Source organism: Synechococcus sp. R55.4 (assembly GCF_047461935.1).
Taxonomy (GTDB): Bacteria; Cyanobacteriota; Cyanobacteriia; order Thermostichales; family Thermostichaceae; genus Thermostichus.
The window spans coordinates 1-24,724 of sequence record NZ_JANSIF010000028.1; the positions used below are offsets into that span (position 1 = coordinate 1).

At 59.1% G+C, this 24,724-nt stretch carries 25 protein-coding genes; 19 read left to right on the top strand and 6 right to left on the bottom strand.

Annotated elements, in window-relative coordinates; genetic code table 11:
- The 16 genes from NW842_RS07935 to NW842_RS08010 all read left to right on the top strand — a co-directional run.
- A partial coding sequence (locus NW842_RS07935; protein ID WP_414417810.1) for an RNA-guided endonuclease InsQ/TnpB family protein occupies positions 1 to 426 on the top strand: 426 nt, incomplete at its 5' end.
- Between the two features lie 389 nt (positions 427 to 815).
- Entirely contained in the window at positions 816 to 1,994 is a 1,179-nt protein-coding gene (locus tag NW842_RS07940) for a 1-deoxy-D-xylulose-5-phosphate reductoisomerase (protein WP_414329119.1), read from the top strand.
- Positions 1,995 to 2,053: 59 nt separating this feature from the next.
- On the top strand, positions 2,054 to 3,823 hold the full coding sequence (locus NW842_RS07945; RefSeq protein ID WP_414375064.1) for an ABC transporter ATP-binding protein: 1,770 nt from the start codon (positions 2,054 to 2,056) through the stop codon (positions 3,821 to 3,823).
- A gap of 112 nt (positions 3,824 to 3,935) precedes the next feature.
- The gene (locus NW842_RS07950; RefSeq protein ID WP_414417811.1) at positions 3,936 to 5,501 is read left to right on the top strand and encodes a UDP-N-acetylmuramoyl-L-alanyl-D-glutamate--2,6-diaminopimelate ligase; all 1,566 of its coding nucleotides are present in this window, start codon (positions 3,936 to 3,938) and stop codon (positions 5,499 to 5,501) included.
- 128 nt (positions 5,502 to 5,629) lie between these two features.
- On the top strand, positions 5,630 to 6,283 hold the full coding sequence (locus tag NW842_RS07955; protein ID WP_414355826.1) for an LON peptidase substrate-binding domain-containing protein: 654 nt from the start codon (positions 5,630 to 5,632) through the stop codon (positions 6,281 to 6,283).
- A gap of 153 nt (positions 6,284 to 6,436) precedes the next feature.
- Positions 6,437 to 7,168, top strand: a complete 732-nt coding sequence (locus NW842_RS07960; protein WP_414417812.1) for an alpha/beta hydrolase-fold protein — start codon at positions 6,437 to 6,439, stop codon at positions 7,166 to 7,168.
- 39 nt (positions 7,169 to 7,207) lie between these two features.
- Entirely contained in the window at positions 7,208 to 8,266 is a 1,059-nt protein-coding gene (locus NW842_RS07965) for an ATP-grasp domain-containing protein (RefSeq protein ID WP_414329283.1), read from the top strand.
- A 68-nt stretch (positions 8,267 to 8,334) separates the two neighbouring features.
- Entirely contained in the window at positions 8,335 to 8,511 is a 177-nt protein-coding gene (locus NW842_RS07970) for a hypothetical protein (protein ID WP_414375066.1), read from the top strand.
- Positions 8,496 to 9,683, top strand: coding sequence for a GNAT family N-acetyltransferase (locus NW842_RS07975; protein WP_011432151.1), 1,188 nt, complete (start codon positions 8,496 to 8,498; stop codon positions 9,681 to 9,683). The genes NW842_RS07970 and NW842_RS07975 overlap by 16 nt, the downstream gene beginning before the upstream one ends.
- Positions 9,684 to 9,834: 151 nt before the next feature.
- A complete protein-coding gene (gene rlmD / locus NW842_RS07980) occupies positions 9,835 to 11,229 on the top strand; it encodes a 23S rRNA (uracil(1939)-C(5))-methyltransferase RlmD (RefSeq protein WP_414375068.1) in 1,395 nt (464 codons plus the stop codon).
- 270 nt (positions 11,230 to 11,499) lie between these two features.
- Positions 11,500 to 12,591, top strand: a complete 1,092-nt coding sequence (ychF, locus tag NW842_RS07985) for a redox-regulated ATPase YchF (RefSeq protein ID WP_414355831.1) — start codon at positions 11,500 to 11,502, stop codon at positions 12,589 to 12,591.
- A gap of 541 nt (positions 12,592 to 13,132) precedes the next feature.
- A complete protein-coding gene (folP, locus tag NW842_RS07990) occupies positions 13,133 to 14,002 on the top strand; it encodes a dihydropteroate synthase (protein WP_414350029.1) in 870 nt (289 codons plus the stop codon).
- On the top strand, positions 13,989 to 14,354 hold the full coding sequence (gene folB, locus NW842_RS07995; protein WP_414417813.1) for a dihydroneopterin aldolase: 366 nt from the start codon (positions 13,989 to 13,991) through the stop codon (positions 14,352 to 14,354). Before folP ends, folB begins: the two co-directional genes overlap by 14 nt.
- A complete protein-coding gene (gene folK, locus NW842_RS08000; protein ID WP_414407491.1) occupies positions 14,351 to 14,857 on the top strand; it encodes a 2-amino-4-hydroxy-6-hydroxymethyldihydropteridine diphosphokinase in 507 nt (168 codons plus the stop codon). Before folB ends, folK begins: the two co-directional genes overlap by 4 nt.
- 46 nt (positions 14,858 to 14,903) lie before the next feature.
- Positions 14,904 to 16,502 (top strand): glucose-6-phosphate isomerase, encoded by a 1,599-nt coding sequence (locus NW842_RS08005; protein WP_414417814.1) that lies wholly within the window; start codon positions 14,904 to 14,906, stop codon positions 16,500 to 16,502.
- Between the two features lie 130 nt (positions 16,503 to 16,632).
- The gene (locus NW842_RS08010; RefSeq protein ID WP_414417815.1) at positions 16,633 to 17,772 is read left to right on the top strand and encodes a glucose-6-phosphate dehydrogenase assembly protein OpcA; all 1,140 of its coding nucleotides are present in this window, start codon (positions 16,633 to 16,635) and stop codon (positions 17,770 to 17,772) included.
- Between the two features lie 14 nt (positions 17,773 to 17,786).
- Here the strand turns inward: NW842_RS08010 and NW842_RS08015 are convergent, their stop codons facing one another.
- The 3 genes from NW842_RS08015 to NW842_RS08025 all read right to left on the bottom strand — a co-directional run bounded on the left by NW842_RS08015 (position 17,787) and on the right by NW842_RS08025 (position 20,483).
- Positions 17,787 to 18,710 carry an NAD(+) kinase gene (locus NW842_RS08015; RefSeq protein ID WP_414355837.1) on the bottom strand — a complete coding sequence of 308 codons (924 nt, stop codon included), beginning with the start codon at positions 18,708 to 18,710 and terminating at the stop codon, positions 17,787 to 17,789.
- 91 nt (positions 18,711 to 18,801) lie between these two features.
- A complete protein-coding gene (locus NW842_RS08020) occupies positions 18,802 to 19,623 on the bottom strand; it encodes an amino acid ABC transporter permease (RefSeq protein WP_228375426.1) in 822 nt (273 codons plus the stop codon).
- Positions 19,620 to 20,483: an ABC transporter substrate-binding protein gene (locus NW842_RS08025; protein ID WP_414417816.1), complete on the bottom strand. Its 864-nt coding sequence runs from the start codon at positions 20,481 to 20,483 to the stop codon at positions 19,620 to 19,622. The genes NW842_RS08020 and NW842_RS08025 overlap by 4 nt, the downstream gene beginning before the upstream one ends.
- A gap of 428 nt (positions 20,484 to 20,911) precedes the next feature.
- On the opposite strand from NW842_RS08025, the gene NW842_RS08030 reads away from it, so the two are divergent.
- The 3 genes from NW842_RS08030 (at position 20,912) to NW842_RS08040 (ending at position 23,296) form a co-directional block, all read left to right on the top strand.
- On the top strand, positions 20,912 to 21,859 hold the full coding sequence (locus NW842_RS08030) for a nucleotidyltransferase family protein (protein WP_011433704.1): 948 nt from the start codon (positions 20,912 to 20,914) through the stop codon (positions 21,857 to 21,859).
- Between the two features lie 49 nt (positions 21,860 to 21,908).
- Complete coding sequence (locus tag NW842_RS08035) at positions 21,909 to 22,619, top strand: class I SAM-dependent methyltransferase (protein ID WP_011429577.1); 711 nt, start codon at positions 21,909 to 21,911, stop codon at positions 22,617 to 22,619.
- A 134-nt stretch (positions 22,620 to 22,753) separates the two neighbouring features.
- Positions 22,754 to 23,296 (top strand): NYN domain-containing protein, encoded by a 543-nt coding sequence (locus NW842_RS08040; RefSeq protein WP_011429576.1) that lies wholly within the window; start codon positions 22,754 to 22,756, stop codon positions 23,294 to 23,296.
- Here NW842_RS08040 and NW842_RS08045 read toward each other — a convergent pair.
- The 3 genes from NW842_RS08045 to NW842_RS08055 form a co-directional block, all read right to left on the bottom strand.
- The gene (locus NW842_RS08045) at positions 23,293 to 23,520 is read right to left on the bottom strand and encodes a hypothetical protein (protein WP_414417817.1); all 228 of its coding nucleotides are present in this window, start codon (positions 23,518 to 23,520) and stop codon (positions 23,293 to 23,295) included. The two genes, NW842_RS08040 and NW842_RS08045, sit on opposite strands and share 4 nt — an antisense overlap.
- Positions 23,521 to 23,819: 299 nt before the next feature.
- Positions 23,820 to 24,221, bottom strand: a complete 402-nt coding sequence (locus NW842_RS08050) for a YraN family protein (RefSeq protein ID WP_011433700.1) — start codon at positions 24,219 to 24,221, stop codon at positions 23,820 to 23,822.
- 23 nt (positions 24,222 to 24,244) lie between these two features.
- A complete protein-coding gene (locus NW842_RS08055; protein ID WP_011429573.1) occupies positions 24,245 to 24,367 on the bottom strand; it encodes a hypothetical protein in 123 nt (40 codons plus the stop codon).
- Positions 24,368 to 24,724 lie beyond the last annotated feature (357 nt).

Genomic DNA, 24,724 nt, shown 5'->3' on the forward strand with positions numbered 1-24,724 from the left:
GTGCGCAACTTGGTACGGAATCACCACTTGGCCAAGTCGATTCACGATGCCGGGTGGAGTTTATTCACCGGGTGGCTCGACTCCTACGGGAAGGTCTTCAACAAGGTGGTGGTGGCAGTGCCGCCCCAGTACACCAGTCAGGACTGTTCTCAGTGTGGTCACAGGGTGAAGAAGACGCTGTCCACTCGCACCCACCGCTGCCCGCGGTGTGGGACGGTGATTGACCGGGATGAGAATGCGGCCATCAACATCCTACGCAAAGGGCTGGAGTTGTTGGGTGAGGAGTGGAACAACGGTACCTTTGGGCATAAGGGAACCGCCCCGCAAGGGGGAACGCCTGGGGAGACGAGCGCCGCTGCCGTGGAGGGGAAGCCTGACACGGTAAGCGCTGTCGCAGAACCAGGAACCAGAATCCCCTGTCTTTAGGCAGGGGAGTATGTCAAATCCCCAAAGAGACTCACCGAGCCGTGAAGCGCATCCTGTTGGAATCGGATCAAGATCTTTCGGAGCTGATCGAGGCGCTGCTCAGCCAGTGGCTGCGTTCTCAGTCGGGAAAGGTTTGAAACCAAAATCTGGGGAAGGGGGGCATCGCGGACCCCACAGCCGCATAGGATCCCGCTGTCGGGGATCGGAGGGAGCACACAGATTCCAGATCAGAACCAGATTAAGAATAAGATGAAGGGGCGTGAGGCAGGGATCCCCGAACGCGAGGTGGGGCCGTTCGCAATAGCGGGACGGAGTCCTTGGGCAAGTTGCGCGAGGGGAAGTCTGCGTTGGGAGGACGTCACGCTCTTTCAGGGGTAAAGGGATCCTTTATGCAAGCCATCACCTTGCTCGGCTCCACCGGCTCGATTGGCACCCAAACTCTGGACTTGGTGGCCCAGTATCCAGAGCGTTTTCAGGTTGTTGGCCTGACCAGCTACAGCAACGTCGCCCTCTTGGCCGAGCAGGTACGGCGGTTTCGGCCCCAGATGGTTGCCATTGGCCGGGAGGAGCTGCTGCCGGAGCTGCGGTCGCTGCTGACCGGGATCCGACCGCTGCCGGAGTTGGTGGCCGGAACGGAGGGGCTGTGTCAGGTGGCGGCTCACCCGGCGGCCCAGCGGGTGGTGACGGGGATCGTCGGCTGCGCCGGTTTGTTGCCAACCCTGGCGGCCATCCGTGCCGGCAAAGACATTGCCCTGGCCAACAAAGAAACCCTGGTGGCAGGGGGGCCGGTGGTGCTGCCCTTGGTGCGGCAGTACGGGGTGAACCTGATCCCCGTCGACTCTGAGCATTCGGCCATTTTCCAGTGTTTACAGGGGGTGCCCGCGGGATCCCTGCGAAGAATCCTGTTGACTGCCTCGGGTGGCGCCTTTCGGGATTGGCCTGCCGAAAAATTGGATCAGGTCACCCTGGCCGATGCCCTCAAGCATCCCAATTGGGTGATGGGGCGCAAAATCACCATCGACTCGGCTACCCTAATGAACAAGGGCCTGGAGGTGATCGAGGCCCACTGGCTCTTCGGCCTGGACTACGACCACATCGACATCCTCATCCACCCGCAGAGCATTGTCCACTCCCTGATCGAGCTGGCCGATACCTCGGTTCTGGCCCAGTTGGGCTGGCCGGACATGCACCTGCCCATCCTCTACGGCCTCAGTTGGCCGGAACGCCTGGCCACCCCCTGGGATCCCCTCGATTTGGTCAAGCTGGGATCCCTCACCTTTAAGGCTCCGGATCACCGCAAGTACCCCTGCATGGAGTTGGCCTATGCCGCTGGACGGAGGGGGGGAACGCTGCCGGCAGTGTTGAATGCGGCCAACGAAGCGGCGGTGGCCCTGTTCTTGCAGGAGCGCATCCGTTTTTTGGATATTCCCCGTCTCTTGGAGCGGGTTTGTGAGCGGCATCAAGTCATTGCCGATCCCAGCCTGGAGGACATTTTGCAGGCAGATGCCTGGGCACGGCGGGAAACGGCGCAACTGGCCCAGCAAGCCCCGGCTCAGGTTCTGGTCTGATCCCCACCGGGGGGATCCGGCTGAACGCTAGAGTGGAAGAGGATGCAGGGAGCAAGTGAGTGACCGGATCGGGATCCCATCTCCGACAGTTGGCCCATTATCTGCGCCCCTATCGACGACAGGTGGGGTTGGGCATTGGATCCCTGCTCCTGGTCAATGGCCTGGGGGTGTTCCTGCCCTGGTACGTCAAGCTGGTCATCGATGACCTCAGCCAGAACCTGGCCACTTTGTCGGCCCGGCGCATTGCCCTTTACGCCTTGACGGTGCTGGTCGTCTCCAGCCTGATGATGGGCATTCGCATTGCCTCGCGGGTGTGGATGTTTGGGGTGGGACGGCAGGTGGAGTTTCACCTCAAGCAAGCCATCTTCGAGCATTTGCTCACCCTGCAGCCTTCCTACTTTGCCCAGCAGACCATCGGGGACATTCTCACCTGCATCACCAGCGATGTGGAAAACATCCGCCGCCTGTTGGGGTTCGCCCTACTCAATTTGGCCAACACGATCTTTGCCTATGCCACCACCTTGCCCGCCATGTTTGGCATCGAGCCCCGTCTGAGCACCTTGGCGCTGTCGGTGTTTCCGGTGATGTTGGTGCTGGTGAAGTTGAGCAGCAACCGCCTGCAGCAGGAGCAGCTCCAGGTGCAGCAGGAGTTGGCGGATCTGAGCGATCTCATTCAAGAGGACCTGAACGGCATTGCCCTGATCAAGGTGTACAGCCAGGAACAGCACGAGCAGCGGGAGTTTCGCCGCCAGAACCAGCGGCTGCTGCAGGCCAATTTGCGCTTGGCCCTCACTCGCAACTTGCTCTTCCCTTCTTTGGTGGCGCTGGTCAGCCTCAGTTTGTTGCTGCTGCTGGCGGTGGGGGGGCCGCAGATTGCGGCAGGGACGCTGACCATCGGGGATTTTTCGGCCCTCACCCTCTACGTGGAACGGTTGGTATTTCCCACCGCCCTGCTGGGCTTCACCATCACGGCCTACCAGCGGGGGCAGGTCAGCTTGGAGCGGATCGATGCTCTGTTGGGGGTAGAACCCACCATCCGAGACGCCCCAGGCGCTTTGCCGTTGCCTCTGGAGAGGGTGCAGGGTCGCCTCGAGGCCAGAGGTCTCGCGTTTGCCTTCGCCGGCCCTGCGGCAGCTCCGGCTCTAGAGGATTTGCACTTTTGCATAGAACCGGGCCAGATGGTGGCGGTGGTGGGGCCGATTGGGGCGGGCAAGTCCACTCTGGCCAATGCCCTGCCTCGGCTGCTGGAGATCCAGCCGGGGCAACTGTTTTTGGATGGGCAGGATATCACCCAGATTCAACTGGGATCCCTGCGCCGGGCCATTGCCTATGTGCCCCAGGAGAGCTTCCTGTTCAGCGCCACGGTTCGGGACAACATCCGCTACGGCAAGCCAGATGCCGAAGATTGGGAGGTGGAATGGGCTGCCAAAGCCGCCCACATCCACGCCGAGATCCTCAACTTCCCCAACGGCTACGACACTCTGGTGGGAGAGCGGGGCATCACCCTCTCCGGTGGCCAGCGACAGCGGGTGGCCTTGGCTCGGGCTTTACTGGTGGATGCTCCCATCTTGATCCTGGATGACTCTCTCTCCAGTGTGGATAACCAGACGGCCCAAGCCATCCTCCGCCATCTGCGCCAGACCACGGCCCAGAAAACGGTGATCTTCATCACCCATCGCCTCACGGCTGCGGTGGAAGCCGATCAGATTTGGGTGATGGACAGGGGCCGCCTCGTGCAGAAGGGATCCCATGCCGAATTGCTGGCGGACGAGAAGGGCCTCTATGCTTCCCTGTGGGCCAAGCAGAAGCTGGAGGAGATACTGGCCTGATTTCTTCACCCCTGGCTCCTCTCCCAAGGTAAAGAGGGGATCTCGCTGGCGCTCTGGTCGGAAAGGGGGTTGAGCGGCTACCGTAAGCTGCAAAGCAGGGAGGAGTGGTGGAATGGAGACTGTTGGGATTGTTCGCGCTAGGGGTGCGGAGCGCCCTCTGTGGGAATTGCTCAGCCAAGCCGGGATCCAGCCCCGATTGGCCCAGGGATCCTTGGAGGGGGTGCAAGTTTGGAGCCTGTGTGCCGACTCCCGCCAGGTGCAGGCCGGGGATCTCTTTCTGGGGATGCCGGGATCCCGCGTGGATGGGGGTTGCTTCGTGGCCCAGGCCCTGGCGGCAGGGGCGGTGGCCGCCCTGATCTCCCAGGAGGCGTGGGAGAGCTTGTCTTCTCAGGAGTTGCTGTCGCAGCAGCCTATCCTGCTTATGCCGCGCGAGGCTCTCCCCAAGGCCGTGGCCCAGGTGGCGGCGGCTTTCTATGGTTTTCCCGCCCGTCAACTGACCTTGGTGGGGGTAACGGGCACCAACGGCAAAACCACCACCACCCATCTCATTGAACATTTGGTGCAGGCTGCCGGTCGCTCCACCGCTTTGCTGGGCACTCTGTACAACCGCTGGCCGGGCCACAGCGAAGTTGCTCCCCACACCACCCTTTTTCCGCCTGAACTGCAGCGCAGCCTCAGGGAAGCCCAGAGAGCCGGGGCGGAGGTGGCGGTGATGGAGGTGAGCTCCCATGCTCTCGCTCAAGATCGGGTGTGGGGATGTTCCTTTGCCGCTGCCGTCTGGACCAACCTCACCCAGGATCACCTGGACTTTCACCAGACGCTGGAGAACTACTGGCAGGCCAAGGCCACCCTCTTCCGACAGGAATATCTCCAAGGGCGGGCGGTGATCAACGCCGACGATTCTGGGGGACGGCGGCTCTTGCAAGCCATTCGGCCCGATCTGCAGCCCTGGGCCTACTCGCTGCAGCCCCTGCAGGGGATCCCCGGCCTCTGGCCCGGCCAAGTTCAACTGCGCCCCACCGGCCTGAGCGCGACCCTGCACACCCCTGCGGGCACGTTTGCCGTGGAGGCCCCCCTGGTGGGATCCTTCAACCTGGCCAACTTGCTGGCGGCGGTGGGGGTGGCGCTGCACTTGGGGATACCGGTGGAGACCATCCAGTCGGCTCTGCCCCATTTTCCAGGGGTGCCGGGGCGGGTGGAGCGGGTGACCCTGCCGGGGCAGGATATCGCGGTGATTGTGGACTATGCCCACACCCCCGACGGGCTGGAAAACCTGCTCAAGGCCCTGCGCTCCCAGGTGCAAGGTCAGCTTATCTGTGTCTTTGGCTGTGGGGGGGATCGGGATCGGGGCAAACGACCGCAGATGGGACGCATTGCCGCCACCTGGGCAGATCAGGTGATTGTTACTTCCGACAACCCCCGCACCGAAGATCCCCAGCAGATCCTACGGGATATTCTGGCCGGGATCCCTGGATCCCCCAGGGCGGTGGAGGTGGATCGGCGGCAGGCCATTCGCCTGGCCATCCTCGAAGCGCGGCCAGGGGATACAGTGGTGATCGCCGGCAAAGGCCACGAAGACTACCAAATCCTGGGCACCGAGAAGGTTCACTTCGACGACCGGGAAGAAGCCCGTGCCGCCCTGGCCCTGCGCCTGAACAGCCATAGCCCCTCCCGATAAACTCCTCTCTCTCTTCGGAAGAGGGGCTGGGGGTGAGGATTGCCAACAGCAAGTCAAAAGGCTTACAGTTGCCCACATGGGCTACCTAAAGATGGGCTAGACTCAGTACAACGAGAAGCACAAGCCCTATGCCTTCTTCTTCCGTGGATGTTCGCGAGCTACCCCTGTTTCCCTTGCCGGAGGTGGTACTGTTTCCGGGCCGCCCTCTGCCGCTGCACATATTCGAGTACCGCTACCGCATGATGATCAACACCATCCTGGAGACGGATCGCCGCTTTGGGGTGCTGATGTTCAATCCCCAGACGGGATCCCCGGTGCGGGTAGGGTGTTGTGCTGAGGTGTTGCAGGTGCAGCGCTTGCCGGATGACCGTATGGACATTTTGACCTTGGGGCAGCAGCGCTTCCGCGTCTTGGATTACGTGCGGGAAAAACCCTTCCGGGTGGGGCTGGTGGAATGGATTGAGGATGAGCCGACCACCCCTTCCGATGACCTGCAGGGCTGGGTGCGCCAGGTTACCACTCTCCTTCAGGATGTGGTGCGTCTCTCGGGCAAGCTGATGGAGCGGGATGCAGAGTTGCCGGAGCAGCTCCCCACCACTCCCATAGAATTGTCCTACTGGGTGGCCAGCCACTTTCATGGAGCCCCCCAAGAGCAGCAAGCTCTGCTGGAAATGGTCAGTACCGAAAGCCGGCTGCGCCGGGAAGCCGAAATTCTTGAGTCCACCCGCAAGCACTTGGCCGCCCGCACGGCCCTCAAGGATCTGTTCACGGAAATTTCCTGAGGTTCCTGTCAGTTGGTCAGGTCTGCTCCCATCTGTTCTGGTGGCTCTTGTGGACCTTTCCAGAGAGTGCCCTTTGCCTTTCTCGACCAGGCAGAGCAGAATGCTTCCCCCGGAAAGGTTGGGTATTTCTTGAGGATCCCTTCCCCGTTTTTCATGGCCTACGCTCGCCGCTACTTGCGCTTTCCCTCTCAGATCTTGGGCCGGGAAATGGAGATGCTCCACTTCGGGCATCACGGCTACCCGCTGATCTGTCTGCCCACCAGCAACGGGCGTTTTTTCGACTTGGAAGATCGCGGCATTATCGCCAGCCTCAGCCATCATCTGGAACAGGGCTATTTGCAGGCTTTTTGCGTGGAAACCCTGGATTGGGAGACCTTTTTCAACCGCGAGCTGGACTTGCCCCAACGTCGGGATCGTTGGCTGTTGTTGGAGCAGCACTGGGTAGAAGAGCTGATCCCCTATGCCAAAGCGGAAGCGCAAAATGAGTTTTTGGTAGTGGCCGGTTTTTCCCTGGGGGCTACCCATGCGGTCAACCTCACCTGTCGGCACCCCGGCTTGGTGCGCCGTTGCTTGGCCCTGGGGGGGCCCTACGATGTGGCGGCTCTCGGCTCCATCACCGGCTGGGATCCCCAACGGGCAGAGCAGGAGCTGTATTTCATCAACCCGCTGGCTTATATGTCCAACATGAGCCGGCAACTCTGGGATCACTTGGGCGGGCGCAACACCGAGCTGAAGCTGCTCACCGCTCGCCACGACCACTGCCTCAGCGACAACCTGCGTCTGGCGGAAGTGCTTAGCCGCAACAACATCCCCCATCAACTGGAGGTATGGGAGGGGAATCACGATTGGCCCACTTGGCAAGCGCAAATCCGCGCCTTCGCGTAGGATCCCTTGCAGGGAATAGCTTTTGACGAGAGAGCTTTGATGATTGAAGACTATTGGGTTGGCAGCCTGCACTTCAGCGAGCCTTTTGGGGACGATACTCTGGCCCGCCTCAACGCACTTCCCCCTGTTCAAGCTCGCAACGGCCAAACTTACAAGATCCGGGCCGAACATGTCACCATTCATGAGGTGAACCTGGATTACCGCACCAAGTATCGCTTGATCCTGGATCGCTTCAGCTACCTTTACCCCCAAGCCATCGGCCTATTCATGGGCTTTGCCTTTCGGGGGGTTTACCTCATCAACAACCCCTTTAGCTTTTATTACTACCTGCGCAACAAAGATGCTGCCTACATGGTGGTCAAAGAGCTGGGGATCTCCATCCCCAAAACTTACATTCTGCCCCCTAAAGAAGCCCCTGCATTGAAAGCAGAGGACTTTAAGTATCATAAGTTTTTCGATTGGCAGGGGATGGCAGAAGACCTGGGCTGGCCAATGGTGATCAAGCCGGCGGAGGGGCGAGAGGCCATTGGAGTAGAAATAGCCCACAACATGGAGCAGCTCCTCTATTTTTACGACCGCTCTGGATCTCAGGTGATGATGATCCAAGAGAAGGTCAAAACCCCTTACCCTTGGCAGATTCGCGCCCTCTGCATTGGCCGAAAGATCATTCCGATCAAGTATATCTTTCGCAAGTTCGATGCCAGCGAATATCTGTTTGATCCAGAATTTCTTACCCCGGAAATGGGCCAGAAAGTCATCAATACCTGTCGGATTATCAATCGAGTTTTGGGCTATGAAATGAACTCGGTGGAGCTATTCATCGACGAGCAGGGAGAGCTGCAGGCCATCGACTTTAACAATCCGGTGCCCGATGGGCGGCTCAAGGCTTTGGGAGAGATCTTCTACAACGATTACCAGCAGGCCCTTTGCGATTTGGTCTTGGACATCGTGCGGGAACAGCGTCCTTTCGACTTCCTGCCCCCAGATATCAACCGCTTTGCCCACATTGCCCGACGGGCCGATCTCACCCGCGAGCAGAAGTTTCAGATGGCTTTGGAATTGGCCAACCGTTACTACGAGCCCAGGGATCCCGATTAAAATCAAACCAGAACCCAAAAGTGTGGTTTTCCGCCGGAGAAGTTGTGGACGGGCAAAGGAGCAGCAGCGTGGTTTCCGACCCCGCTTCAGGGTGGTACGTGATCAAGCAGGCGCAGGGATCCTGCCAGGTGCTGCATTTGGCGGCGTTGAGTCGGCAAGAGCATTGGGGGCCTTTTCCCAGCCAAGCTGAGGCGATTGGGCGGCGGGTTGGTCTGATCCAGGCAGGCAAATGTCAACCGGGTTGAAATGGCGCTGGTGCCACGATATTCGCGAGATCCCAGCAGGGGCCTGGCACGCCTTGCAAACGGAGCGCACCTCTCCTTTTTTGGAATACGAATGGTTGCACAGCCTAGAGAGCTCAGGTTGTGCCAGCCGCAGGACGGGGTGGCTGCCCTGTCACCTGTTGGTGGAGGCGGACGGCCAGTTGGTTGCTGCTGCCCCCTTGTATTTGAAAAGCCACAGCCAGGGAGAGTTTGTCTTTGACCAAGAATGGGCTGCAGTTGCCGGCCAATTGGGGGAACGCTACTACCCGAAGTTAATCGGCATGGCCCCCTTCACCCCGGCCACGGGCTATCGCATCCTCGTCCATCCCGAGTATTCGGAAGCAGAGGTGTGGTCGTTGATGCTGGCAGCCATTGATCGGTTTTGCCAAGAAAAAGATATTTCGGTATTTAGCTTGCTTTATGTGGATCTGGACTGGCGGACTCAACTGGAATCGGATGGATTTACGCCCCGGATCACCCACAACTACCAGTGGCACAACCCCGGCTACCGCTCTTACGAAGACTTTTTGAGCCAGTTCAATGCCAACCAGCGGCGCAACATCAAGCGAGAGCGGGCTGCAATGGAAAAAAGCGGCCTAGAACTCAAGATTTACACAGGAGAGGAGATCACGCCCCGCCTGTTGTCTCTCATGTACGACTTTTACAGCAACACCTGCGCCCAATTTTGGAACTGGAGCAAATATCTCAATCGCCGCTTTTTCGAGTCTCTCTATCCCAACTATCGGGAGCGAGTTGTGCTGGTGGCCGGGGAACGGAATGCAGAAATTGTGGGGATGTCTTTTTGTATTCGTAAGGGAGATCGCCTGTTCGGGCGCTACTGGGGTTGTCGGGAGGAGGTGAAGTTTTTGCACTTTAACGTTTGCTATTACGAGCCCATTGCCCTCGCCATCCGGGAAGGGATCCGCAACTTTGATCCCGGCGCAGGGGGATCCCATAAGATCCGACGGGGATTTCCGGCCACGCCTGTGTACAGCTACCACCGCTTCTATAGCCGAAGGCTGCAACAGGTTTTGGTGCCCTACCTGAACCGGGTTAACCCTCTCATGTTGGCCGAGCTGGAGAATGTGAATCAAAACGAGGTTCCTTTTCGAGAAGATGTTTTGCCTTCTCTATCTGCTTTGACCAAGGAGTGAACCACTTCATTGGATGGGGTTTTCAATCCCGTAAGCAGTTGGCGGCTGACATGCTTTTTGCCCTGCTACAGCTTTTTCCGGCAATGCTGACTCCAGCCAACACGACCTGACCTATGGTTATAGTTATTTCGAATTTCGGCGAAACAGCCTAATGGAACATCCGATCCCTTCCGTCCTTCCTGATCCCGTCAAACCTGGGGATCTTTTGATGTTGGAGATCACGGCCCTGACCCCCCAGGGAGATGGCATTGCCCACACAGTAGGACTTGGACAAGGGCGAGTGGTGTTTGTGTCCCAGGCGGTGCCCGGGGATCAGGTGGTGGCCCAAATAACCGAGATCAAGCGCAACTACTTGGTCGGGCGAATTCGGTCGCTGATTTCTCCCTCTCCCCAACGGGTGCGACCAGCCTGCATTGTGGCGGACAAATGTGGTGGCTGCCAATGGCAACATGTCAGCTATGCCCAGCAATTGGCCACCAAGCAGCAAATCCTCAGGGATGCACTGGAGCGGATTGGCGGTCTGACTCTGCCGCAGCCTGTCCCTATTTTGGGATCCCGGCAGCCGCTGCGCTATCGCAACAAGGTCACCTACCCCATGGCCAAACCGGAGGGCCAGCCATTGCGCATGGGCTACTACCAACGGGGCAGCCACCGCTTGGTGAACCTCAACCAATGCCCCGTGCAAGATGAGCGGCTGGACGTGTTCCTGAGGGAAATCAAGCGCGATCTTCAAGAGACGGGCTGGAGTGTGTATGACGAAAGTCGTCACCAGGGTCATCTCCGCCACTTGGGTTTGCGCATCGGTCGCCGCACCCGCGAGGTGCTTCTTACCTTGGTCAGTTGCAGTCGTCGCCTGCCCCATCTGGAAAGCTGGGCCGAACGCTGGATGCAGCGCTACCCCGACCTGGTGGGGGTCTGTCTCAATCTCAACTCGGCTCGTACCAATGCCATCTTCGGCCCGGAGACTGAGGTCATTGCCGGTCGAGGGGCTCTGCGGGAGGAATTTGCCGGTTTTTCCCTCTGGATCGACAGCACCTCTTTCTTCCAGGTCAACACAGAGCAAGCAGAAGCCTTTTTCACCTGGATAGCCGACCAACTGAACCTGCGGGGAGAGGAAACCATCCTGGATGCCTACTGTGGCATCGGCACCTTAACCTTGCTGCTGGCGCAACGGGCGAAACGGGCGATGGGGGTGGAAGCTTTGCCGGAAGCGGTGGCCCAAGCCCGCTACAATGCCCAGTTCAACGGTATCGCCTCAGCCCAATTTTTCGAGGGCACGGTGGAACAGGTTTTGCCAACCCTGCCCCCTGCCGACATTGTGGTGCTGGATCCGCCGCGGCGCGGCTGCGACCGCCAAGTGCTCGAGACCTTAAAGCTGCGGCGACCACCGCGCATCGTTTACATTAGCTGTCACCCTGCCACTTTGGCGCGAGACTTACAGGTCTTATTGGCAGAGGGCTCCTATCGCCTCACCCAATGGCGGGCGGCTGACTTCTTTCCCCAAACCGGGCACGTGGAGGGGGTGGCCTTTCTGGAGCGAGTTTGAATTGGAAAGGATCACGCACCTTGGCAAGACCTCAGTCGCCCAGCACTGTGCAGCGGAGCAAAAGATACAGTCGTTTCGCCTATTTCCTTTCTTCCCTTGAGAGAGGGGCCAGGGGTGGTCGCGTTGGCGGCGCGGAGCGCTTGGGAGCGGATTCACCGGTTGGGAAAGCGCACCGTCGAGGGGCCGCAAATGCTAACGTCGGAGTAGGGATCTTCCGGCCTAGCAAGGGATCCCGTTACCCTGGTTTTTGGCTTTTTCTCCGAGATCTGGATGTTAAGAGCTGGAATTGTCGGCCTGCCCAACGTAGGCAAATCCACTTTGTTCAACGCCCTCTGTGAAAACGCCAAAGCCGAGGCGGCCAACTTTCCCTTCTGCACCATTGAGCCGAATGTGGGGCGGGTGGCAGTGCCCGATGAGCGCCTACAGGTGCTGGCCAAGATCAGCGGTTCTGCCGAGATCATCCCCAGCCAAATCGAGTTTGTGGATATTGCCGGGCTGGTGGCCGGAGCCAGCAAAGGGGAGGGTCTGGGCAACCAGTTTCTCTCCCACATTCGCCAGGTGGACGCCGTGGTGCATGTGGTGCGCTGCTTCCAGGACGAGAACATTGTGCATGTGGCCGGATCGGTGGATCCCTTGCGGGATATCGGGGTGATCAACCTGGAGCTGGCCCTGGCGGATCTGGCCCAGATCGAGCGGCGCATGGAGCGGGTGCGCAAGCAGGCCAAGTCCGACAAAACCGCCCAACTGGAGTTGCAGGCTTTGGAACAGTTGCAGGCCGCTTTGGACGAGGGCAAGCCGGCTCGCCTGGTACCCCTCAGCCCAGAAGAAGAGCAGTTGATCAAAGGGTTGGGGCTGCTCACCCGCAAAAAAGTCATCTACGCCGCCAATGTGGCGGAAACGGATCTGGCCAGCGGCAATGCCTGGGTGGAGCAGGTGCGGCAATTTGCCGAGGCGGAAGGGGCAGGTGTGGTGGTGGTCTCAGCCCAGGTGGAGGCGGAACTGGTGGAGCTACCCCCCGACGAGCGACAGGCCTATCTGGATTCGTTGGGGGTGAAAGAAGGCGGGCTGAAATCCCTCATCCGGGCCACCTACGAGCTGTTGGGCTTGCGCACCTACTTTACCTCTGGCCCCAAAGAAACCCGCGCTTGGACGATCCCCGTCGGAGCTACAGCTCCTCAGGCAGCCGGGGTGATCCACTCCGATTTTGAGCGGGGCTTCATCCGGGCCGAGACGGTGGCCTATGCCGATCTGGTGGCGGCGGGATCCCTGAATGCCGCCAAAGAAAAGGGCCTGCTGCGCAGCGAAGGCAAAGACTACGTCGTCCAGGAAGGGGACGTGATGCACTTCCGCTTCAATGTCTAGTTCCCTATCCTCCTGCATCTCTCAGGCAAGCTGGGTTTTCTCAGAAACTGAAGACTTGCTCCCTGTCTTTAGGCAAAAAGACTTAACCCGCCCTGGACAAGGGATCCCAGCGCAGCTCCGGCTGGGTCTGAGAGGGGGCCTTTTCCTAAGAAAACGGTTGACGCTGTAACGAAACATCACAATAATTGGACTAGATAAACAAATGTTTTAGGGATGTATTGATGGATCTGCTGCAATACGGCCCGATGGCCTGGGTTTACATGGCGATCTTTGCCTCTATCATTTGGTGTATTTGGGGTCGTTCGGAAGACGACATCATGTTCTAGCCAGAGCGGGAGAGCTTCCTCTGTCGGCGGGGGCCATTCCTTGCGCTTGAGCCGGCAGGGGCAGCCTTTCACCAATCGTGGCTCTGTAAGGACGTTGTAAAAAATTTTGTAGAATCCTGTTGGGCTTGCGCCAGCCTTGGGATTGACGGCAATACCATCCTAGGCAGTGGGAGACTTTTCCCCCTGCTTTTGCAACACGGCAGCCTGCAGCGGTTATGGGTGTTACCAGCTTGATCTCCCGACGTCCTCTGCCTGGGGCAGAACAGACGCCAGAGGGCTACCGTCTTTCTTGGCGGGGCGTTGGGGTGATGGGGGTGCTAAACGTTACCCCCGACAGCTTCAGCGATGGCGGCCAGTGGGGATCTGCAGAAGCGGCTGTGCAGGCAGCCAAAGCCATGGCAGCGGCAGGGGCCTTGATCGTGGATATTGGCGGCGAGTCCACCCGTCCGGGAGCGGAGCCGGTATCAGTGGAGGTGGAATGCGACCGAGTCTTGCCCGTGATCCGGGCCCTGGAAGGATCCGGGATCCCCATCAGCGTCGATACGCGCAGAACGGAGGTGGCGGCTGCGGCTTTGGCTGCCGGGGCGCACATCATCAACGATGTCAGCGGGCTGCGGGATCCCCAAATGATACAGGTCTGTGCCGAAAAGGGGGTGCCGGCGGTGATCATGCACATGCGGGGAGAACCGCGCACCATGCAGCAGCAGACCGACTATGCTGACCTGGAGGGGGAGGTTTTCGGTTTTCTCAGGGAACAGGCAGAGCGGGCCCTGGCAGCGGGCGTGCCCAGCGTTGTTTTGGATCCGGGCTTGGGCTTTGCCAAAACTGCTGAGCAGAATGTAACCCTGCTCAAAGCCCTACCGCGGCTGGTGGCCTACGGCTACCCAGTTTTGGTGGGGGCATCCCGCAAAAGTTTTGTGGGCAAGCTTTCCGGCATTGCCGTGCCCAGCGAGCGAGACAGCGCCAGCGTGGCCGTCCACCTGTTTGCGGCCAGCCGGGGAGCTGCCCTGGTACGGGTTCATAACGTGCCAGCTCATGTTTCCGCCCTCGCCACTTGGGAAGCTCTGCACCATGATGCAGGGTAGGCTGGTGCTCCAGGGCCTTGTCTTTCATGCTTACCACGGCCACTGCCCGGAGGAAGCAGTTTTGGGCGGGCGCTTTGTGGTGGATGTGGAGATGCAGCTTTCCCTGGCCCAGATCCAGGATGACCTCTCTGGCACAGTGGACTATGCCCAAGTGTATGAGATGGTGCGGCAAGAGGTGACCGGCCAGCGCCGCCGCTTGATCGAGACCTTGGCAGACCAGATTGCAGAGCGGCTGTGGCAGAGCTATCCCCAGCTGGAGGCCCTGACCGTGCGGGTTCACAAGCCCCAAGCTCCCCTGCCGGGGCTGTTCGATGATGTTTACGTAGAGATCGACCGTCGCCGATCTGTATGAATCCCGACCTGGCCTACATTGCCCTGGGAAGCAACTTGGGGGATCCGCTGCAGCAGTTGCGCCTGGCTGTGCAGAAGCTGCCCCAGCTGGGAGAGGTGGTGGCCTGTTCCAGTCTCTACCGCAGCCCAGCCCAAGGGGGGCCACCCGGACAGCCTGATTACCTCAATGCAGTGGTGGCCTTGGATCCCTTTCCCCCCTACCGGTCTCCCCTGGAGTTGCTCGGGGCGCTGCTGGCCATCGAGCAGGAGGCAGGACGGGTGCGGCGCATCCGCTGGGAGGCCAGAACCCTGGATTTGGATCTGCTGGCCATGGGCAGCCGCATCCTGAACAGCCCTGAGCTGACGTTGCCCCACCCCCGCATGATGGAACGTGCTTTTGTCTTAGCTCCCTTGGGGGAGATCGCTCCCGACTGGCGTCACCCTGAGACCGGTGTGGGGGTCAAAGAGGCACTCATCAGTTTGGATCAGTCCTGGCTGGAGCGCACAACCCTCGGCTGGGAGTAAGAAAGAGTTTGGTAAGCTGGTTAGGGATTTCGGCAAAAGGGATCCCATGGACAGCCTCCAACTCTGGCAGCGCTACTGCGATTGGCTTTACTACCATCCCGGCCTGGAGATTTTCGTCGATATCAGCCGCATCCGTTTCACTCCCCCTCAGGTGGAAGCGCTACGGCCTCGCTTTGCCCAGGCTTTTGCCGATATGCAGGCTTTGGAGGCAGGAGCCATTGCCAACCCCGACGAAGGCCGCCAGGTGGGCCACTATTGGCTGCGGGCGCCCGAGCTGGCTCCCACCCCTGAAATCCGGCAGGCCATTCAGGATTCCATTGAGCGAGTGGAAACCTTTGCCGAAAAGATCCATCGCGGAACCATCCCGGCCAGCGGGGGGGGACGGTTCACCGAGCTGCTCTGCATCGGCATTGGCGGCTCAGCTCTGGGGCCGCAATTTGTGGCGGAGGCCCTGGCTCCGCTGCACCCCCCCCTGAACATCCACTTCATCGACAACACGGATCCCGACGGGTTTGACCGGGTGCTGGGGCGGCTGGCAGACCAACTGGGGCAAACCCTGGTGATCACCACCTCCAAATCCGGCGGCACCCCAGAGCCCCGCAATGGCTTGGTGGAGGTGAAGCTGGCCTACCAAAAAGCCGGGATCCCTTTTTCTGCCCATGCGGTGGCCATCACCGGCCCCGGCAGCCAATTGGAGCAGCAGGCGCGGCAAGAGGGGTGGCTGGAAGTCTTCCCCATCTTCGACTGGGTGGGGGGGCGCACCTCCGAAACTTCCCCTGTGGGCCTGTTGCCGGCAGCATTGCAGGGCATCGATATCCGGGCTTTGCTGGCCGGAGCCGCCACCATGGACGAGGCCACCCGCCTGCCCCACCTGGAGCGCAATCCCGCCGCTCTGCTGGCCATGGCCTGGTACATCGTCGGTCAAGGGCAAGGGCGCAAGGACATGGTGGTTTTGCCCTACAAGGATCGCCTGCTGCTGTTTAGCCGTTACTTACAACAGTTGGTGATGGAATCCCTGGGCAAATCCCATGATCTAAACGGCAACCGCGTGGAGCAGGGCATCGCCGTCTACGGCAATAAGGGCACCACCGACCAACATGCCTACGTCCAGCAGTTGCGGGATGGCTTGAACAACTTCTTTGTCACCTTCATCGAGGTGCTTCAGGATCGGGAGCCTGGGATCCCTTCCCCCTTCGTGGAGCCGCAGGTGACCAGTGGCGACTACCTGAACGGCCTGCTGCAGGGCACCCGCCAGGCTCTCTACGAAAACGGTCGCGACTCCATTACCGTGACGCTGCCACGGGTAGATGCCCGCTCGGTGGGGGCCTTGATTGCCCTCTACGAACGAGCCGTGGGCCTCTATGCCTCCCTAATCCAGATCAACGCCTACCATCAACCGGGGGTGGAAGCAGGCAAAAAAGCCGCCAGCGCCGTCTTGGAGCTGCAACGGCGGGTGCTAGAGACGGTGCAGGAGCAGCAGGGATCCCTGACTTTGCCCCAACTGGCAGAGAAACTGGGCTGCCCGGAGCGCATAGAAACCCTGTACTGGATTGTGCGGCACCTACACGCCAATGGCCGCGGAGTCCTGTTGACAGGGGATCCCGCCCGCCCCCTGGAGCTGAGCATCCAGCCCCGGCCCGCTTGATCCTCTGATTTCCTGGATTGGGTGTGGAGCGCAGGCTTGAGTTGGCCAATCTGTACCTGGCCTTAAGCCCTTCCCAGCCAGCCGACCCCCCTGCCTAGAATCGAGCAAGAGTCCACTCCAGGAGGAGACTATGGATCAATCTGCTGCCGTCCTACCCTTACAGACTCCGAAAGATGTCTCCATCGAAGATATTGAGCGGGAGCTGAACAAGATCTGGTCTTCCAAAGGAGAGAGCGTTGCCGCCCGCGCTGCCACCTTTACCCTGGTGGTGTACGAATCTCTGGACGATGCGCTGTTGCTGCCTTCCCCCACCGTCGAGGCCATCGCCACCCAAAACCCCTGTCGCGTCATTGACCTGCGAGCCAAACGAGAGGGATCCCCAGACGACGCCATCGAGGCCCAGGTGGCCGCCTACTGTCCGGTGACCCGTGAGCAGCGCAGCTCGTTGGTCTGTTGCGAATACATCACCCTGAAAGCGCCCGAATCGGCCTTTGTGCGGGCCTGCAGCACGGTCGCCTCGCTGCTGATCCCCAACTTGCCCACCTTTTTGTGGTGGCAAGGGGATCTGGATTTGAACAGCTTGCTGTTTCAAAAATTGGTGGCTCTGAGCAACCGGGTCATCGTCGATTCACGGGGCTTTGTCAATCCAGAAGAAGATCTGCAGGAAATCCACCTCTTGGTGGGTGAGGGGCGCCACTGTGGGGATCTCAACTGGCGGCGGCTGCTGCCTTGGCAGGAACTCACCGCCCAAGCCTTTGACCCTCCCGACCGGCGGGAGTCCCTCTACCTTGTGGATCGTGTGAACCTCGACTACAAAGCCGGCAATCCCTGCCAGGCGTTCCTCTTCCTGGGCTGGCTGGCCGGTCGCCTGGGGTGGACTCCCACAGAGCGGGTTCAGGCTCAGGAGCACGATTACCAGATCGACCGTATCCGCTTGCAAACCCAAATGGGCGGCGAGGTGATGGCAGAACTGGCGGCTGTGCCCTTGGCCTCGGAAATCAGCCAGCCGGGGGATCTCATCGGGCTGCGCCTCACCTCCAGCAACCAAGAAGCCGACGCCTGTACTGTGCTGTGCTCCGAAATCACAGGGTGTATGCGCATGGAAGCCATGGGGGGCGCTCAGAGGTGCGTGATTCGCCAGGTGGCTCCCCTGGAGCAGGACTCCCTCGACACCCTGCTGGCTGCCGAGTTGCAGCGGCTTGGTCCCGACTACCTCTACGAAGAAACCCTAGGGGTGGTGGATCAGATGCTGAAGCTGGGCAAAAGCTGAGATCCGCTTCTGTTTCAAGGCAGCTCCACCGACGTGGGCTTGGAAGCATGGGGCAGTCCCCACCCCAATTTCTCGCGCATAACGCGGAAAAATTCCGGTCGGCGCAGGCGCATCAAATCCGTCCAATAGGGGGCACGTACCACCCGAATCTGGTCTTCCGGCATGATATAGCAGCCGGCATTCCCATCCACCACCAAAACCAGCGGCTGAGGGGTAACGGGGCTAATCCACACCTCCTCCGAATCGGGAAAGACCAAGGCCCGCGAGGCCATGGAATGGGGGCAGATGGGGATCAACTGCAAAACCGGCACCCCCGGTGTGATCACCGGCCCACCCGCCGAGAGGGCATAAGCCGTCGAGCCGGTGGGAGTAGCCAAAATCACTCCGTCGGCAGCCACATCCAGAGGTGAGTGATCCCCGATGGTGATCTCGAAATGGCACATGCTGGTCAAAGGCTCGCGGTGCAGCACCATCTCGTTTAAGCTCAAGACCTCCCAGCGCAATTCCTGCCCTCGGTAGGCTTGCACCAGCAACATGCTGCGGCGATCCAGGGTGTATTCCCCGGCAATGGCGGCGCTGGCTGCCTCCTCTAGATGAGAAAGGTAGGTCTCCGTCAGAAAGCCCAGGTGGCCCGTGTTCACCGCCAACAGGGGGATCCCTTTGGGGGCCAGTTGCCGCGCTGCTGCCAAGACGGTGCCATCTCCCCCCAACACCACTGCAAACTTCATGGTTTGATCAAATCCAGCCGGGGCCAGGCTATCTACTCTGGTCAGGCAGATGGGGCTGTCGGGCTTGGCATAGCCGAGGATACCGCCCCAGTTGGGGGCCACACAGACTTCCCAGCCCTGCTCCTGAAACCAGCGGGCTAGGGTTTCGCTGCTGCGTTTGGCGGCGGGTTTGGCGTCGTTGTAGAGGATCCCGGCTTTGGGCTTGGTCATGGGCAATGGGAAGGCAGAGGTGCCAAAACTCTATCAGTTCTGCAGGCCCTTCTGCTGGCCAGGTGATCCATTCCCCAATTTCTGCGCTCCTCTAGCGGGCCAAGTACCGTTCCAAGCGTCCCTGGAAAAATGACAAGATTAACGTCAGCAGCCAGTACCACAGCGCTGCCACCACCAAAGCCTCAAAAAAATGTTGGCGCGGCAAACCTGCCTGTCGAGCCCGGCCCATCAACTCCTGCAAAGCAATGGCACTGGCCAGGGCAGTGTCTTTCTGCATGGCGATGAATTGATTGCCAATGTCGGGTAGGACAATTCGGAAAGCTTGCGGCAAAATGATGCACCACAGGGTTTGCCAGGGCTTAAGCCCCAGGGCATAGGCAGCTTCCCGCTGCCCAATGGGAATGGCTTGGATCCCGGCCCGGAAGATCTCGCTCATGTAGGCGCCATAGTTCAGGCTCAAGGCCAGCACTGCCGAAGTGAACGAGCCGAACACCAGACCCAGTTGCGGCAAAGCCTGGTAGATAAACAAAAACTGCAGGAATAGAGGTGTGCCCCGCATCAGCGAGACATAGAGAGCAGAGAGGCTGCTTAGAGGGGCAATTTGGGAGAGCCCCGCCAGCGCCGACAAAAAGGCCAAGGTGGTGGCACAGAGGATGGAGACCAAGGACAGTTGAAAAGTAGTGCCCACCCCTTGCGAGATGAACCACCACCACTCGCGCACAAAGTTGCCGTTGAGACGCAAGGTACGGATGGGGATCCCGGCCAACTCCAACTGTACCCCGCTGAAGGTGAACACCAACAACAACAGCCACAAAACCAACCACAACCCCTGGGCCACCGGGAACGGGATCCCTTTTCGAATCCGGGGCGGTGGGTAAATGGGCTGCTCCAGTGGGATAGAGTCTTTGCTCACTCAGCTTTTTTCGTCAGATCAATGCCGTAATACCGCTTCGAGAGGGCTGTTAGCGTGCCGTCCGCATGCATGGATTCTAAGATTTCGTTAATTTTGGCTTGCAAGCTCTCGGAAGGGGCAGGGCTGGAGCGATCCAAGGCCACAGCCAAGGCTTCGTAGTAGACTGGATTCCCCAGAGTTTTCAGGGGCAGTCCTTCCCGAATGGCGTTTTCAGCCGTCGGCAAAGCTGTCAAGACTGCATCCAGGCGGGTGCCATCCCCCAGTGCCAAATCCTGCAGAGCCAGGCTATCGGTGTCGTAGATGCGAATGTCCACCCGCGGGGCCGGAACTTGGATGGTCTCTCCTTCCAGAGTGAGGTTGCCCTCCAGGTAAGCTTGGTAGGTGGTGGCGGTGCCCACCCCAACTCGCTTTCCTTCCAAGGCGGCGATATCTGTCAAGGTCGAGGCTTGGTGGACCACGAAGCTGGCGGGGGTGTAGTAGTAGGGAATGGTAAACAGCAGAGCTTTCTGGCGCTCGGCAGTTACGGTCATGGAGCCGACATTGACATCCCAGCGGCCATTCCAAGATCCGGCGGTGATGACATCAAAGTTGATATCCAAAAACTCAGCCTTTACCCCCAAGCGCTTGGCGATCTCGCGCGCCACATCCACGTCAAATCCTTCCCAACTGCCGTCGGGATTGAGGTAGCTCTGAGGCCGGTAATTGGAGTCGGTGGAAACCCGGAGTACCCCCCGCTCTTGAATTTGAGCCAACAGGTCTCTGCTTTGGGCCAGCAGGGATCCCTGGTGTGCACTTAAAGCCCAGCATCCGGCCAGGGTCAAGCAAAGGGCTTGTAGGGATCGGCGTCGAGAAACAGACATCGGCAAAACCTCAGATGAAGGTGAAGGGCAAACCCATTGGAATCCATCCAAGCTATCCAAGGCTGTCACAATTCCCGTTGCAAGGTAGTATCACCTGACACTGCCGCTTTGGGTGGCTATTCCCGACTGGGGCGAGCGGGTCGCAATTCTCCAAACATGCTCTAAAAAAGGCAAATCAACTGTCTCAGGATTGAGCTTATGAATCCCAATTGAGATTGAAATATCTCCTCCAGAAAGGCATCCCCTGAGACTTGCGATCAAGACTCGTGCTGTGTTGCCCGGGGGGGCAATCCGTATCCCTCTGTGGGCAACGGAGAATCGACGTTCTGGGTAGCAGAAAACATTTGGCTCGACCCAATGGATCCCCCTTAGCAATTGGGCGGAGAGGATGTCAATATCTTTGGAAGAGAACGGGGTTGAGGGTGGTTATGCAAGCGGTGATCTTGGCGGGTGGGAAAGGAACTCGTTTACGGCCTTTTACCTTTTTGCAGCCTAAGCCTTTGTTGCCCCTTTTGGATGTGCCCTTTTTGGAGTGGCTGATCGGGCGCTGCCGCCGAGCCGGCCTGACAGATATTTTGCTCAGCGTGGGTTATCTGGGCCAACAAATTGAGGCTGCTCTGGGAGATGGCGCTGCTTTGGGGGTGAAGCTCCGCTACATTCCCGAAGAGACGCCTTTGGATACGGCAGGAGCTTTGGTGCTGGCTCAGCCCTATTTCACCGGGGATCCCTTGGTGGTCTTCAATGCCGACATCCTCACGGATCTGGATTTGCAGGCGTTGATGCAATGTCATGTGCAGAGCAAGGCCATTGCCACCCTCACCCTCGCCCGCGTGGAAGATATCACCGCCTATGGCCTGGTGGAAGTTGGGGAAGGGGGCCAGATCCAATCTTTTCGGGAAAAACCCACCCCTGCAGAAGCCCTCACCCTCACCACCGACACGATCAACGCCGGCACCTATGTCTTGGATCCGGCCATTTTTAAAGACTACCCCAGTGGGGATCCCCTCAGCTTCGAGCGGCGTGTCTTCCCCGATTTGCTCAGGCAAGGGCACCGGCTGCAAGCTTATCTCCACACAGGCTACTGGCGGGATCTGGGCACGCCGGCCAGCTACTACCACGGCCAACTGGACATTCTTCTGGGCCGAATGACGGATTTTCCCCTGGAAGATGTGCAGCAACAGGCGCCGGGGATATGGGTGCACAAAACGGCTGAGATCCATCCCAGCGCTCAACTGCACGCCCCCTGCTACATTGGCGCCCACACCCGGCTGGGATCCCAAGCTCAGATTCCAGCAGGCACCATCCTCGGCAGCCACAGCTGGGTAAATGGATCCCTGCAGCCGGGAGCCTACGGGCCGAGAGTCCTGGTAGTGTAGGTTAAGTGCAAGTTAAGTTCACGACCATCCAGGACAAAGCCATCAGCAAATGGAGCTACCACAAACCGGGGAACGCTGGGATCCCTACCTTGCTGCCGTAGCTGCTCGCTTCAATCGGGAGCTGGAAATTCAACTGGGTCGGCCAGGTTGGCAACTTCCCCCAGACCTGGAGCAACTGCCTTTTTGGCAAGCCCAGCAGCGGGATCACCTGCAAGAACGCCTCGGGATCCCCTTTTGGCAACTGCGTGCCCCCAAAAAACGGGAAGCCTGTTTGGATTTGGGCTGTGGGGTAAGCTTCCTGACCTATCCCTGGAACGATTGGCAAGCCTACTTTTACGGCCATGAGCTGAGCGGTGAGATTGTGCGCTTTATTCGCTCGCGGGCACCCCAGCTTAACTCCAAGCTGTTCAAGTCAATGCAACAGGGATCCGCCCACCATTTGGAAAACTACGAGTCGGAGCAATTTGATCTGGCCATTGCCACCGGATTTTTGTACTACTACCCGATTGAGTACTTCGACGCGGTTTGGGCAGAGTTGATGCGAGTGTTGCGACCGGCTGCACCTGTGATTATTGAAGTGGTCAATCCCGACTCGGTGTGGGCGGAACAATGGGGCCTCATCGAGCTATTCAAAGGCACCGAACCGATTTTCACCCCCCTAACGGAGTGGGAGCGGCGCATCGCAGCCTTGGGGGGCAAAATTCAGAAACAGGCCAGTGGCGAACTGTTCACCACCTATTGGATTCAGCGCAGACCGTGATCTGCTCACAACCGGGAAAGTATCGGAGCATTCGGAGTAGTGGGGTAACCTTTAAGGCTGGGTACTAAGATTAAAAATAAGATAAAGATTAAGATTAAGAAGTGTGATCCCGGACAAGGGATCCACCGCCATCCATGCAAGCCTCCTCTCCCACCTTCCTCTTGGTTGATGGCTACAACATCATCGGAGCTTGGCCCACCCTGAGCCAGTTGGCGCGTCGCTCCCTGATGGAATTGGCCCGTCTGCGCTTGGTGGAATCTTTGGCCAACTATGTGGCCTTCCGGGGCTACCAGGCGACCGTGGTGTACGATGCCTACGCCCAACCCACTCCAGCCCGGCAAGAGCGCTCCCCTTCGGGTATCGAGATCCTGTATACCTCCTATGGCGAGACCGCCGACAGTTGTATTGAACGGCTGTGTGCCCAGTTGCAGAGGGATGGGTGTCGGGTACGGGTGGCTACCTCCGATCGTGTCCAGCAGTTGGTGATTGGCGGCTACAACGCCGAATGGGTCTCGGCAGAACAACTGTGGGATGAAGTGCAGCAGGCCCAGCAGCAGATCCGGCGCGTCCAACCAAAACGGCTATCGAGCAAGCGGGGCATTGATGCCTACTTGGATGCAGATACCCTCTCGCGCCTAAACCGCTGGCGGCTGTCCGGCCAAGATCCCATGCGCTAAATGCCATCGTAGGGAACGGTGGGAGCTCTATACCAAAGATGCTCCTCATCTGGCGAGGCAGTGGGCAACTGCTCCTGTGAAGGATCCGCCGGAGCCAGCTCCCGCTCATCTACCAACACCAGCACCCGCACAACTCGATCTTTGGGCAATTGCTCCTGCGCCCGCATGGGCAAGATCAGTTGACCTTGGCTGTCGGTACGAGCCCAGAACTCATGCGCTTTCATGCTGTTTCCCAAAATCATGAGCCAATGAAGGGATCCCCAGGCCGGAGCTTAGTGAGGATGATGAATGACCCCAGAAAGCTCCATCTGTTCTTCGTATTCAGATGAGTCGGAGAGGCTGGCCCAGCTTTATAGTTATTTTGATTCAAACTAGGACACTCTAGGACACTGCGTCAGGGTTGTGGAGCAATAGCGTTGCGGAGCAATAATGCGCGGGGCTAGAGGGCTTGTCTCAGCAGCCCAGGCATCTCACCTAACCTGAAACGGCCATAAGCTCCCACAGCATCTCGGATAAGCTTGCCTCAACAAATCTCAAAAGCCGCTGGCAGGTAATCAACCAAAGCATAGCTTACCCCTTCCCTGGAGGCCCGACGTTCTATCAGCGCAACATCAAAACGGCAGGACAACTCGGAGAGGTGGGGATGCTGGCTCAAGAAGGCCTGGGCAGCCCGGATCAAGCGTCGCTGCTTGGGGATCCCAACCGCCAAAAGCCCGCCTCGATCCCAGCTACCGGGGCTACGGGTTTTCACCTCTACGAAAATCAGCACATCAGCTTTGTGGGCAACCAGATCCAGCTCGCCCCAAGGGCAGCGCCACCGCTGGGCCAGGATCTGCCAGCCCTGCTGACAGAGATATTGCCGCACCCAGCCCTCGCCGACGTTGCCTGTATTCTGGAGGGAAGCCCTTCTGGGCAAGGGATCCATAAAAAAATCACCAGCGCCCGGCTCTAATGAGCAGAGCCATTGCCGTGATACTTGTCGGTGTCGTAAAAGCCGTTGCGGGTGCCGAAGTAGAAACTTGCCAGAGAGAGGACAAGAGCAACCCCCACCAAGACTAACTTTGCATCCACGTGGTTTTCCCCTGATTTTCTCCTCAACCGTGATCATAATAGCCTGCCGCTCCTTCACAATCCTCTGGTAAGCGATGCGCGGCACTGATATCGGCCAAGGCACAGCAAGTCTTGGGGGATCCCATTGGAGAGCTTTTCTTGAATGCTTGAATGAATGACTCCCACTGGGAGCTCAGCATGCTACCATTCAGACGGAAAGGGAGTAGTCAGGCGGCTTACCGCCCTCTGTATCGACATACTGGCTAAAAACAGCCCGGTGCAGGAGACGAAGCAAGCCCGGCAGGCTGCTTTGGTGACGAGACTTTCACTGAGTTCACGCAGAGGTGAGCTTGGTGAGTCCGTCTGACTTTCCCAGCC